Here is a 12,114-nt window from a genome sequence, read left to right on the forward strand (position 1 = left end):
CCCCCTCCGGCTCGTCGTGTTGCTGGCAGGACGAGCCTGCTGGTCGGCCGACGTGCGGTCTGGTCCTGAGCTGCGCGGCCGTGGTCGATCCGTGCTCCGGGTCAGTCCCGGGTCAGCGGCCGCGGGCCGCCGCACGGACGGCGGCGGGGGTCGCGCCCAGCCGCCTGCGGACCACCCGGGTGAGGTGGCTCTGGTCGGCGAAGCCGCAGCGGACGGCGACATGGGCCAGCGGCAGGTCCGTGCCGGTCAGCAGCTCCCGGGCCCGGGCCAGCCGCCGGTCGAGGACGTACTGGTGCGGGCTGACGCCGGTCGAGGCCCGGAACAGCCGGCTGAAGTGGAAGACGCTGACGTGCGCCCGGGCGGCGAGGTCGGCGACCGGCAGCGGCCCGGGCAGCTCCTCCTCGACCAGCCGGAGCACGGCCTGCAACTGCGTCCGGCCCAGCTCGGGCGGCGGCGCCGGGGGAGGTGGCCGGGTGGTCGTGTGGTCGCGGACGACGGTGGCCGCCAGCGCCGTGCCGAGCGACTCCACGGCCGACCGGCCCAGCCCGGTCCGGTCGGCCAGCCCGGCGTGCAGCAGCATGCCGAGCTGCGCCACGCCGGGGGAGCGCGTGCCCACGACCCCGGCCAGCTCCGACCGCGGGCTCACCCCGGCCGCGTCCAGCACCTCCGCGACGAGGTCGGGGGAGAGCAGCACCAGCAGGGCGGACAGGGGTTGCGGGGTGCCGTCCAGCGAGGCGGCCGTCAGCGGGACGCCGGCCGGCACGACCGCGACGTCGCCCGGGGCCCCGGGTGTCGGCCGGAGCACGTCGCCGAGCGTCTCGACCAGGCGGTAGGGGCGCCCCACGTTGACCAGCACCCGGTGCTCGGCGAGCGTGCTGGCCACCGGCTCGGTCACGGTCCTGCGCAGCTCCAGGACGGCCAGGCCCGGCCGCAGCTGCCGCAGCCCGGGCGGTTCCGTACCGGCCACCTGGCACCTCCGGCGTGCACCGGTGCCCGGAACCGGGCACCGGTGCCGATCCTGCCGGGCCCGTGCGCCGAGGTCGACGGGTTCCCGCGTCAGCCGGCGGGCTGCCCGCCGACCTCGTCGCGCCAGGAGTGCTGCGGTTCGAAGCCGAGCACCCGGCGGGCCTTGTCGATCGACAGCAGCGTCTCGTTCGGGCCCAGCTCCCGGGTGACCGGCACCCCGGGGAACTCCGCGGCCAGCAGCTCGGCGTTCGGCCGGGACATCACCGTGTCGGCGTTGGCCACGATGAACACGTCGGCGCCGGGCTCGGTGTGCTCCAGCCCCCGTCGCACCGCCTGGGCGCCGTCGCGGGCGTCGATGTAGCCCCACAGGTTCCACCGGCGCACCGCCGGGTCGGCGTCCCAGCCCGGGAACTCGGCGTAGTCCTCGGGGTACATGACGTTGCTGAACCGCAGGCCGGTCATCGACAGGTCCGGGTGCCACCGGCACAGCTGCCGGGCCAGCTCCTCCTCCAGCGTCTTGACCAGCGAGTAGGTGGTGGTCGGCCGCGGGGCGTACTCCTCGTCGACCGGCACGTACGGCGGCGGCTCGTCGAAGGGCAGGCCGAGCACGGTCTCGCTGGACGCCCAGACGATCTTGCGGACGCCGGCCCGCAGCGCCGCGCTGTAGACGTTGTAGGACGCCGTGGCGTTGTTGGCGAAGGTGGCCGCGTCGGGCCGGAGCCCGGGCGCCGGGATGGCCGCCAGGTGCACCAGCGCGTCGATGCCGGCCCGGTGCTCGTCGAACCCGCCGAGCGCCTCCACCGCCTGGCCGTGGTCGGTCAGGTCGACGACCGAGGACTCCACCCCGGCGACCGGGCTCGGCACCCGGTCCAGCGCCAGCACGTCCCAGCCCTCCTCGAGCAGGTGGGTGACCACCGCCCTGCCGAGCTTCCCGCTGCTGCCGGTGACCGCTGCCCGTGCCATGTGTCGCCTCTCGCCGGTGGACGTGCCCGGCGGACCCTGCCCACCCCGGGCACTCGGCACACCCGGCTCGGCACACCTGGCTCGGCACACCTGGCTCCGCACACCCGGGGAGGCGGCGGTCACTCCAGCCGGGCGTACTGACCGGGGCCGAAGGGCAGGTCGAGGAAGAACCAGACGGCGAGCACCGCGGCCCAGGCCAGCCAGAAGAACACCGTGAACGGCAGGAACCGGGAGATCAGCGTGCCGAACCCGGCCTGCGGCTCGTAGCGCCGCAGCATGGCCAGGATGATCACCAGGTAGGGGTTGAGAGGGGTGAGGATCTGGGTGGCCGAGTCGCCGATCCGGAACGCGGCCTGGGTGAACCCGGGCTCGTAGCCCAGCAGCGCGAACAGCGGCACGAAGACCGCGCCCATGATCGTCCACATCGACGAGCCCGAGACGATGAACAGGTTCAGCAGCGAGCAGAGCAGCACGAACGCGAGCACCGCGGGGAAGCCGGTGAAGCCCAGCCCGGCGAGCGCGTCGGCCCCGGTGACCGCCAGCACCGTGCCGACGCCGGACCAGTTGAACAGCGCGATGAACTGGCCCAGCACGAAGGCCAGCACGATGAAGGAGGCCATGTCCTTCACCGCCTCGGTCATCGCGAGCGGGACGTCGGCGGCCTTCCGGAAGGCGCCGGTGGCGTAGCCGTAGACGATCCCCGGGACCGCCAGCAGCGCCGAGACGATGAAGACCACGGAGTCCAGCAGCGGCGACTCGGGCAGGTAGCCGCCGGTCTCGTTGCGCAGCGGGGCGCCCGGCAGCACGGTCAGCAGCACGACCGCGGTGGCGGTCACCGCGAAGGCCAGCCCGGCCAGCCGCATCCCGCGGCGGGCCCGGTCGTCGACCTGCAGGTCGGTGACGTCCTCGACCGCGCCGAGCCCGTCACCGGTGTCGGTCTGCTCGCGGGGCACCCGCAGCCGCTCCAGCCGCGGCTCCAGCACCTTGGTGATGAGCAGCCCGCAGACGACGGTGAGCACGAGCGAGCTGGCGATGTTGAAGAACCAGTTGGACACGGGGGTGACCGGGGTGCCCGGGTCGGGGAGCGACCCGGTGACCGCGGAGGTGATCCCGGCGAACAGCGCGTCCAGGCTGGTGACCAGCAGCGAGGTCGAGTACCCGGCGCCGGCGGCGGCGAACGCGCCCAGCAGGCCGGCCACCGGGTGCCGGCCCGCCGCGGCGAACACCATGGCGGCCAGCGGCGGCAGCACGATCATCACCGAGTCGGCCATGACGCTGCCGACGGTGCCGACCAGGGCCACGGCGTAGGGCAGCGCCCAGGACGGCCAGCCGGAGAAGCTCCGCTTGATCACCGTCGACAGCAGCCCGCTGCGCTGGGCGATGCCGACCGCCAGCAGGATCACCACCACGGTGCCCAGCGGCGGGAAGCCGACGAAGTTGTCCACCAGCGTGGTGGTGAACCACCGGATGCCCTCGCCGGTGAAGAAGCCGCGCACGACGGTGGGTTCATCGGTGCCCTCGACCTGGGCCTGGACGTCGCCCAGCGCCAGCGCCGTCGACACCACCGCGAGCACGGTGAACAGGCCGACGAAGAGCACGAACGGCTCGGGGATCCTGTTGCCGGCCCGCTCGATGCCGCCGAGCAGCCGGTCGGCGCGGGTCGGCGCGGGCGCCGGGTCGTCCATCCGGGTCATCCCAGGACCTCCTCCAGGTCGAGCACACCGCCTGCCGCCTCGAACTCCGCGCGCACGGCGGCGAGCAGCGCCGGGTCCGCGAGCACGTCCAGCGCCGTGAGGGCCAGCCCCACCGCGCCGTCCAGCACGGCCCGGTCACCGGCCGGTGACGCCGCCGCCGCGGCGAACTGCGTCGTGTGCATGGAGGTGTCCGGGCCCGCGATGGCGATCATCGGGTGGATCGAGGGCACCCGCACGCTGACGTTGCCCAGGTCGGTGGAGCCGGCCAGCGACGACGGCGTGACGCCGGGCGGCAGGGCGGTCCGGCCCCGCCGGGCCTGGTGCCGGGTCCAGCGCGCCGCGAGCTCCAGGTTGGCCCGGATCGGCAGGTAGGCCGGCAGCTCGTCCCAGTGCAGCTCGTACCCGCAGCCGGTCATCGCGGCCGCGCCCGCCATCACCGCCTCCATCCGGCGGGAGAGGTCGGCCAGCGTCCCCGGCGTCGCCGAGCGCACGTAGTAGAGCGCCTCCGCGGTCTCCGGGACGACGTTGGGCCGCTGCCCGCCGTCGGTGATCACGCCGTGCACCCGGTCGGTGTCGGGCACGTGCTGGCGCAGCATGGCCACGCCGTTGTAGCCGGCGACCACGGCGTCCAGCGCGTTGCGGCCCATGAACGGCTGGGCCGAGGCGTGCGCGGCGATGCCCCGGAAGGTGACCCGGAGCTGGCGGCGGCCCAGGAAGGGCTGCACGGCGGCGTCGTAGGAGAACGGGTGCAGCATGACGACGGCGTCCACCCCGTCGAAGGCGCCGTCGCGGGCCATCAGCTCCTTGCCGCCACCGCCCTCCTCGGCCGGGGTGCCCAGCAGGACCGCCGTGCCCGGGACCGCCCCGTCGGCCAGGACGGCGGCCAGGCCGAGGAACGCGCCGACCGCCGACGAGCAGATGACGTTGTGCCCGCAGCCGTGCCCGATGCCCGGCAGCGCGTCGTACTCGGCGAGCACCGCGACGGTCGGGCCCGCCCCGGACCCGGCGGTGGCGCGCAGCGCGGTGTCCAGGCCGTGCACGCCGACCCGGGCCTCGATGCCGTGCGCGGCGAGCAGGTCGGCGACGGCGCGCACCGACCGGTGCTCGGCGTAGCCCTCCTCCGGGTGGGCGTGCAGGTCGTGGCTGAGCCCCAGCAGCGCGGGGCCGGCCGCCTCGACCGCCTGCTCGGCCCGGGCGAGCAGCTCCTCGGCGGCGCCCGCGTGCGACGAGGGGAGCGGCGCGGCCGTGGCGGCGGCGCGCTCGGTGGCGGCCCGCAGCTGGTCCAGGTGCGAGCGGTCGGCGGGCAGCGGGGTACGGCGGTCGGCGGCGTCCTCGGTCATGCGGTGCTGTCTACCCGGTGCCCGCGGGCCTAGCCTGCCCGGCATGACTGCGACGCTGGCGGGACGACGGGCGATGGTCACCGGAGGGGCGTCGGGCATCGGCCGGGCCTGCGCCGAGCGGCTGGCCGCCGAGGGCGCGCACGTGGTCGTCGTCGACCGGGACCTGGCCGGCGCCCGCGCCGTCGCGGACGCCGTCGGGGGCACCGCGGTCGGGGTCGACCTGGCCGACCTCGACGCCGTCGACGCGCTGGACGTCGACGTCGACGTGCTGGTCAACAACGCCGGGCTGCAGCACGTCGCGCCGGTGCACGAGTTCCCCGTCGACCGGTTCGGGCTGATCCTGCGGCTGATGCTGGAGACGCCGTTCCGGCTGGTGCGCACCGCGCTGCCGCACATGTACGAGCGCGGCTGGGGGCGGGTGGTGAACATCAGCTCGGTGCACGGGCTGCGGGCCTCGCCGTACAAGGTCGCCTACGTGGCCGCCAAGCACGGGCTGGAGGGGTTGAGCAAGGTCGTCGCGCTGGAGGGCGCCGCGCACGGGGTGACCAGCAACTGCGTCAACCCCGGGTACGTGCGCACGCCGCTGGTGGAGGGCCAGATCGCCGACCAGGCCAAGGCGCACGGGATGAGCGAGGGCGACGTCGTGGCGCAGGTGATGCTCGGCCCGGCGGCGCTCAAGCGGCTGCTCGAACCCGCCGAGGTCGCCGACGCGGTGGCCTGGCTCTGCTCGCCGGCCGCCCTGTCGGTCACCGGCACCTCGCTGGTGATGGACGGCGGGTGGAGCGCGCACTGAGCGCCGGGCAGCCGGGCGGGACGCCGAAGCCGCTGCCCGACGTCGTCGCCGACGGCCTGGACGTGCTGTTCTGCGGCATCAACCCCTCGCTGCTGTCGGCCGAGCGCGGGCACCACTTCGCCCGGCCGGGCAACCGGTTCTGGCCGGCGCTGCACCTGGCCGGCCTCACCCCGCGCCGGCTGACCCCCGACGAGGACCGCGAGCTGCCGGCGTACGGCCTCGGCGTCACCAACGTGGTCGCCCGCCCCACCCGGACGGCGGCCGAGCTGACCCGCGAGGAGCTGCGGGCCGGCGGGGCGGAGCTGGCCGCGCTGGTCGAGCGGTACCGGCCGCGGCTGCTCGCCGTCCTCGGCGTCACCGCCTGGCGGCTGGCCTTCGACCGGCCGCGGGCGGTGCTCGGCCGGCAGCCGGAGCGGATCGGCGGCGTGCCGACCTGGGTGGCGCCGAACCCCAGCGGGCTCAACGCCCACCACCAGCTGCCCGACCTCGCCCGGCTGTACGGGGTGTTGCGCAAGGCCGCCCGCGCGGCAGGGTGAGCGGCGCCCGTCCCGTCACCGAGGAGCGCGATGTCCACCCACCCGGGGTTCGAGGGGTTCGAGCTGTCGTCGGTCGACGTCGGGGAGGTGTCGCTGCGGGTGCGGGTGGGCGGGTCCGGCCCGCCGTTGCTGCTGCTGCACGGCTACCCGGAGACCCACCAGATGTGGGGCCCGGTCGCCGCCGACCTGGCCCGCGACTTCACCGTCGTCGCCCCGGACCTGCGCGGCTACGGCGGCAGCTCGCAGCCGGCGACGGTGCCGGGCCACGAGACGTTCGGCAAGCGGGCGATGGCCGCCGACGGCGTCGCGCTGATGCGCGGGCTGGGCTTCGACCGGTTCGACGTCGCCGGGCACGACCGGGGCGCCCGGGTCGCCTACCGGATGGCGCTGGACTCCCCGGACGCCGTCCGGCGGGTCACCGTGATGGACGTCGTCCCCACCGGCGAGGTGTGGGCCCGGGCGGACGCGCGCTTCGTGCTCGGCTACTGGCACTGGGCGTTCCTGGCCCAGCCCGAGCCGCTGCCGGAGACGGTGATCGGCGCCGACCCGGTGCGCTTCTTCCTCGACCTGCAGTTCGGCCGGCGGCTGCGGGACGTCGTCGCGCCCGAGGCGCTCGCCGACTACGCCCGGGCGCTGTCGGACCCGGCCGTGGTGCACGCCGTCTGCGAGGACTACCGCGCCGGGGCGACCTGCGACCGGCAGCTGGACGACGAGGACCGGGCGGCCGGCCGCACGATCGCCGCCCCGCTGCAGGTGCTGTGGGGGGCCACCGGCGCGCTGCCGGCCTGGTACGACCCGCTGGAGGTCTGGCGGCCGTGGGCCGACGACGTCGTCGGCTCGGCGCTGGACTGCGGGCACTTCGTGGTCGAGGAGCAGCCGGCCGCCACCCTCGCCGCGCTGCGGGCGTTCCACACGGCCGGGCGTTGAGCAGGGCGTTAGGGTCCTACGGTGCAGATCGCTGACCTGAGCCGGGGCACCGGGTGAACCTCGAGAAGGTGGTGTTCGGGTTCTTCGTGACCCTCGCCGCCACGCTGAACTTCGGCTTCTTCATCGGCGACATCTCCGACCCCGAGCTGCACAACGAGTACGAGTTGTTCGCCGCGGTGGTGGTGAACCTGATCGCCACGGTGCTCAAGTTCGGCGACCGCACCCAGATCGGCGCGGTGCACCTGTCCACCAGCCTGGTGGCCGACCTGCAGCTGATCGCGGCCACCGTCTTCTGGGCCTTCGCGGCGCACGTCTCCGACGAGGGGCTGACCGCCGGCGCGACCGCCAGCATCGTCTCGCTGTCCGGCGGGGCGCTGGTGGCCAACATCGTCTCGCTGGTGCTGCTCGTGGTCGAGACCAGCTCGTTCCGCCGTTCCTGACGGGCGGGCGACGGTGACCAGGGCACCCGGGACGGGCCGCCGCCCGGCGGTCGAGGGCCCCGCGCCGCCCGGGCACCGCCGGCTGCCGGCCGGGGTGGTCTCGACGGTGCAGGCGTCGGCACCGATCTTCCTGGTGCTGCGCCGGATGCGCGCCCCGCTGATCACGCTGATCCTGATCTTCGCGATCAGCGTGCTGGGGCTCAGCCTGATCCCGGGGATGGACTCCGACGGGCAGCCGGCGCGGATGAGCATCTTCCACGCCTTCTACGTGATGAGCTACACGGCCACCACGATCGGCTTCGGCGAGCTCCCCGACCCGTTCACCGACGCCCAGCGGCTGTGGGTCACCGGCACCATCTACCTGTCGGTGATCGGCTGGGCCTACGCGATCAGCGCCCTGCTGTCGCTGCTGCAGGACCGGGCGTTCCGGGCCGCGCTGGCACTGCAGCACTTCAGCCGCAAGGTCAGCCGGCTGCGCGAGCCGTTCCTGCTGATCGCCGGCTACGGGCAGACGGGGGAGCTGCTCGGCCGCTCCTTCGACGAGCTCGGCCGCCGGTTCACCGTCATCGACCTGCGCGAGGCCCGGATCGACGCCCTGGAGCTGGACACCCTGCGCGCCGACGTGCCCGGCCTGGTCGGCGACGCCCGCAACCCGCACGACCTGCAGGTCGCCGGGCTCACCCACCCCTGCTGCGAGGGGGTGCTCGCGCTGACCGACGACGACGAGGCCAACCTCGCCGTGGCGATGACCGCGGCGCTGCTGCGCCCGGAGCTCACCGTGGTCACCCGGACGACGTCGCCGGTGGTCGCGGAGCGGATGTCCTCCTTCGGCAGCCCGACGGTGATCAACCCCTTCGACCGGTTCGGCGACCACCTGCGGCTGGCGCTGCACTCACCGGCGGCCTACCAGCTGATGACCTGGCTGGAGAGCGGCCCGGGGGCCGAGCTGCCCGAGCGGTCCTCGGCGCCCGCGCCGGGCCGGTGGGTGGTGTGCGGCTACGGCCGGTTCGGCCGGCACTTCGCCGCCGACCTGCGCAGCGAGGGGCTGGAGGTGACCGTCGTCGAGCCCAAGCCGGTCCGCGACCCCGACCCCGACCCCGGGCTGCACCTGGTGGTCGGCGACGAGTCCGACCCGGAGGTGATGGCCAGCACCGACCTGGGCACCGCCGTCGCCTTCGTGGCCGGCACCGACAACGACACCACCAACCTCTCGCTGGTGGCCGCGGCCCGCCGGGTCAACCCGGACCTGTTCGTCGCGGCCCGGCAGAACGCGCCGACCAGCGCGGCGCTGTTCGTGGCGATGGACGTCGACGCGCTGCTGGTGCCGACCGAGGTGATCGCGCACGAGATCTACGCCCGGCTGAGCACCCCGCTGCTGTGGCGGTTCGTCCGGGAGCTGCCGGGTCAGGACGACGCGTGGGCCGCCGAGCTCACCGACCGGCTGATCGACACCTGCGGGCACCACCTGGGGGCGCTGTGGAAGGTGCGGCTCAACGAGCACGAGGCGCCGTCCCTCGGCAGGTGGCTGGAGCAGGGCGACCTGCGCCTCGGTGACCTGCTGCGCAACCCCGACGAGCGCGAGCACCGGCTGCCCGTGGTGCCGCTGCTGCTGCTCCGCGACGGCGAGGAGTGCGTGCTGGCGCCCGACGAGGGCACGGTGCTGCAGGCCGGCGACGAGCTGCTGCTCGCCGGCCGCCCGGTGGCCCGGCGCGCGCTGGAGAAGACCCTGATGGTCGACGCGGTGCCGGAGTACCTGGTCACCGGCCAGCGGGTGCCCTCCGGCTGGTTCTGGCGGCGGATCACCCGCTACGAGGAGTCCCCGCGCCGCTGAGCCCCGCGTCGCTGAGCCCCGCGTCGCTGAGCCCGGAGCCGCGGGAGCCGGCGGTCGTACCGCCGCGCGCCGGCCTCGTCGGCCAGCTGCCGGGCCGCCACGAGCACGGCCGAGGAGTCCGTCGGTGGGGGAGCCTGCTCGGTCATGCCGCGCAGCCTGCCCGCGGCCCGGTCTCGGCGGCGTCCAGCTTCCGCTTATGGCCTGCTTATCTCAGCGGACCGGCGGGAACCGGACCTGGACGCCGAGGCCACCGCCGGGATCGGCCCGGGCCTCGACGACCGCGCCGTGGGCGGCCGCGATCGACCGGACGATGGTCAGCCCCAGCCCGACGCCACCGCCGTGGTCCAGCCGCTCGCCGGACATCCGCCGGAACGGCTCGAACAACCCGGCGACCAGCTCCGCGGGGATGGTCGGGCCGGTGTTGGACACGGTCAGCCGGCCGGCCTCGTCGACGGTGACCGCCACCGCCCCGCCCGGCACGTTGTACTTCACCGCGTTGGACAGCAGGTTGGCGACCAGCCGCTCCAGCAGCGGCCGCTCGCCGGAGACCTGCACCGGGGCGAGGGTGGTGGTCAGCTGCAGGCCCTGGCGCTCGGCGGTGGGCCGGTGCTCGGCGGCCACCTCGGCCACGATCCGGTCCAGCGCCAGGGTGCTGCGGGTGAGCACCCCGCGGTCGCTCTCGGCGAGGGTGAGCAGCCCGTCGATCAGCCGCTCGTTGCGCTCGTTGGTGGCCAGCAGCTGCCGGGACAGCAACTCCAGCTGCTCGCCGGTCAGCGCCGAGCTGAGGCTGACCTCGATCAGCGCCCGCTGGGTGGCCAGCGGGGTGCGCAGCTCGTGCGAGGCGTTGGCGGCGAACCGGCGCTGCGCCTCGTAGCCCTCGGCCAGCCGGTCGAGCATCGTGTCGATGCCGTCGGCCAGCTCCCGGGTCTCGTCCCGCGGCCCGCCGGCGCGCAGCCGCAGCGCCAGGCTGTTGGGCCCGAACCGGCCCACGGTCACCGCCATGTCGTGCACCGGGTACAGCACCCACCGGGCGAGCAGGGTGGCGGCCAGCACGGCCAGCGCGGTGGCCACCACCAGCTCGACGACCGCCAGCGTCGGGCTGAAGGACGTGCAGCTGTTGAACAGCCGCGGCCAGCCGCCGCCGCAGGAGATGAAGCCGCTGCGCAGGTAGTACAGCAGCGCCCGGACGGTGTAGAGCGCCCAGTCGCACCAGAAGTAGGCGAACGGGAACGTGACCAGGACGGCGATGACGGCCCGGCGCCGCGGGGTGAAGACCACCGCTCAGCCGCCGAACCGGTAGCCCACGCGCGGCACGGTGTGCACCACCGGGGGGTCGCCCAGCTTGCGGCGCAGGGTCATCACCGCGACCCGGACGGCGTTGGTGAAGGGGTCGGCGTACTCGTCCCAGGCCTTCTCCAGCAGCTCCTCGGCGCTCACCACCTCACCGGCGGACCGCATCAGCACCGACAGGACGGCGAACTCCTTGGGCGTCAGCTCCAGCAGCCGGCCGTCGCGGAAGGCCTGGTGCCGCGGCACGTCGAGGACCACGCCGTCGCGGTCCAGCACCGGCGCGGTGCGCACCGGCGGACGCCGGGCCAGGGCCTGGATCCGCGCGGCGAGCTCGGCGAAGGCGAAGGGCTTGGTCAGGTAGTCGTCGGCGCCCAGGCCGAGCCCGTCGACCCGGTCCCGGATGCCGCTGGCCGCGGTCAGGATGAGGATCCGGGTGCCGATGCCCTGGGCCACCATCCACCGGCACACCTCGTCGCCGGTCGCCCGGGGCATGTCCCGGTCGAGGACGGCGACGTCGTAGGAGTTGACCCCGAGCCGTTCCCGCGCGGCCTCGCCGTCGTAGCAGACGTCGACGGCCATCGCGAGCTTGCGCAGCCCCTCGGCGACGGTGTCGGCCAGGAGGCGCTCGTCGTCGGCCATCAGGATGCGCACGGTCAGCGGACTCCGGTGGGGGGAGGGCAGGGGACCCGGGCAGTGGACCACATGCCGGGATAAGCGGGGCGTAAGGAGCAGCCGAACGCCCGGGCGACGGGTCGCTGCGCACGCTGGGGTCCATGATCGAGGAGTCCGTGGGCTGGATGGCCCTGGTCGGCAGGAGCGGCACCGTGCTGGCGGCGACGAGCATGCTCGCGCTGCTGGCGCTGGCGGTCGCCGTGCTCGCACCGTCGTCCCGGCTGCTGGTGGCCGGCACCGGCCTGTCGCTGGCGGCGGTGCTCGGGGTGACCGTGGTGCCCACCGGCGGCTGGCGGCAGTTCGCCCTCACCCCGGGGGCGCTGGACAGCATCGTGGCGAACCTGCGGCCGCAGGCCGGCGACCTGACCGCGTGGGCGTACGCCTCCGACGGCCCGCCGAACGTCGCCCTGTTCGTCCCGCTGGGGTTCTTCCTGGCGCTGCTGCTGCGCCGGCCGCTCGCCGCCGCGGTCGTCGCGGTCGCGCTGTCGCTGGCGATCGAGTGCTACCAGGCGGCGCTGACCACCCGGGTCGGGGCGTTCGCCGACGTCGTCGCCAACGGGCTGGGCGCGCTGGCCGGCGCCGCGGTCGCCGCGCTGCTGCTGGCGCTCGCGCCACGGGCCCGGCACCACCGCGGTGCCGGGCCCGTGCGCCAGCGCGTCTGA

12 protein-coding genes are annotated in these 12,114 nt (G+C 75.0%); 6 read left to right on the forward strand and 6 right to left on the reverse strand.

The annotated features are described in order from the left end of the window. Positions 1–112: 112 nt before the first annotated feature. From FHX36_RS23785 to FHX36_RS04055, 4 genes are all read right to left on the reverse strand, one after another. Entirely contained in the window at positions 113–967 is an 855-nt protein-coding gene (locus FHX36_RS23785; protein ID WP_220035943.1) for an AraC family transcriptional regulator, read from the reverse strand. Between the two features lie 89 nt (positions 968–1,056). Next, positions 1,057–1,929, reverse strand: coding sequence for an NAD-dependent epimerase/dehydratase family protein (locus FHX36_RS04045; protein ID WP_110552378.1), 873 nt, complete (start codon positions 1,927–1,929; stop codon positions 1,057–1,059). 119 nt (positions 1,930–2,048) lie between these two features. Then, a complete protein-coding gene (locus FHX36_RS04050; protein WP_220035944.1) occupies positions 2,049–3,623 on the reverse strand; it encodes an AbgT family transporter in 1,575 nt (524 codons plus the stop codon). After that, complete coding sequence (locus FHX36_RS04055; RefSeq protein ID WP_110552379.1) at positions 3,620–4,963, reverse strand: M20 family metallopeptidase; 1,344 nt, start codon at positions 4,961–4,963, stop codon at positions 3,620–3,622. The genes FHX36_RS04050 and FHX36_RS04055 overlap by 4 nt, the downstream gene beginning before the upstream one ends. Before the next feature lie 43 nt (positions 4,964–5,006). Between FHX36_RS04055 and FHX36_RS04060 the strand changes: the two genes are divergently transcribed. Genes FHX36_RS04060 through FHX36_RS04080 form a run of 5 tightly spaced genes read left to right on the forward strand, consistent with a single transcriptional unit; the run spans position 5,007 to position 9,490 of the window. Continuing rightward, positions 5,007–5,756, forward strand: coding sequence for a 3-hydroxybutyrate dehydrogenase (locus tag FHX36_RS04060; RefSeq protein WP_110552380.1), 750 nt, complete (start codon positions 5,007–5,009; stop codon positions 5,754–5,756). Then, on the forward strand, positions 5,741–6,292 hold the full coding sequence (mug, locus tag FHX36_RS04065) for a G/U mismatch-specific DNA glycosylase (protein ID WP_258372743.1): 552 nt from the start codon (positions 5,741–5,743) through the stop codon (positions 6,290–6,292). The genes FHX36_RS04060 and mug overlap by 16 nt, the downstream gene beginning before the upstream one ends. Positions 6,293–6,322: 30 nt before the next feature. Next, positions 6,323–7,219: an alpha/beta fold hydrolase gene (locus FHX36_RS04070; RefSeq protein ID WP_110552381.1), complete on the forward strand. Its 897-nt coding sequence runs from the start codon at positions 6,323–6,325 to the stop codon at positions 7,217–7,219. A gap of 53 nt (positions 7,220–7,272) precedes the next feature. Next, entirely contained in the window at positions 7,273–7,659 is a 387-nt protein-coding gene (locus FHX36_RS04075) for a DUF6394 family protein (RefSeq protein ID WP_110552382.1), read from the forward strand. A gap of 13 nt (positions 7,660–7,672) precedes the next feature. Continuing rightward, on the forward strand, positions 7,673–9,490 hold the full coding sequence (locus tag FHX36_RS04080) for an NAD-binding protein (protein WP_181428772.1): 1,818 nt from the start codon (positions 7,673–7,675) through the stop codon (positions 9,488–9,490). A 210-nt stretch (positions 9,491–9,700) separates the two neighbouring features. On the opposite strand, the gene FHX36_RS04085 is transcribed toward FHX36_RS04080, so the two are convergent. Both FHX36_RS04085 and FHX36_RS04090 read right to left on the reverse strand, forming a co-directional pair. Next, positions 9,701–10,768 carry a sensor histidine kinase gene (locus FHX36_RS04085; protein ID WP_110552383.1) on the reverse strand — a complete coding sequence of 356 codons (1,068 nt, stop codon included), beginning with the start codon at positions 10,766–10,768 and terminating at the stop codon, positions 9,701–9,703. A gap of 3 nt (positions 10,769–10,771) precedes the next feature. Continuing rightward, entirely contained in the window at positions 10,772–11,431 is a 660-nt protein-coding gene (locus tag FHX36_RS04090) for a response regulator transcription factor (protein ID WP_110552384.1), read from the reverse strand. 122 nt (positions 11,432–11,553) lie between these two features. Here FHX36_RS04090 and FHX36_RS04095 point away from each other — a divergent pair, with 122 nt between their 5' ends. Further along, a complete protein-coding gene (locus FHX36_RS04095) occupies positions 11,554–12,114 on the forward strand; it encodes a VanZ family protein (RefSeq protein WP_183513515.1) in 561 nt (186 codons plus the stop codon).

The organism is Modestobacter versicolor, from assembly GCF_014195485.1.
Taxonomy (GTDB): Bacteria; Actinomycetota; Actinomycetes; order Mycobacteriales; family Geodermatophilaceae; genus Modestobacter; species Modestobacter versicolor.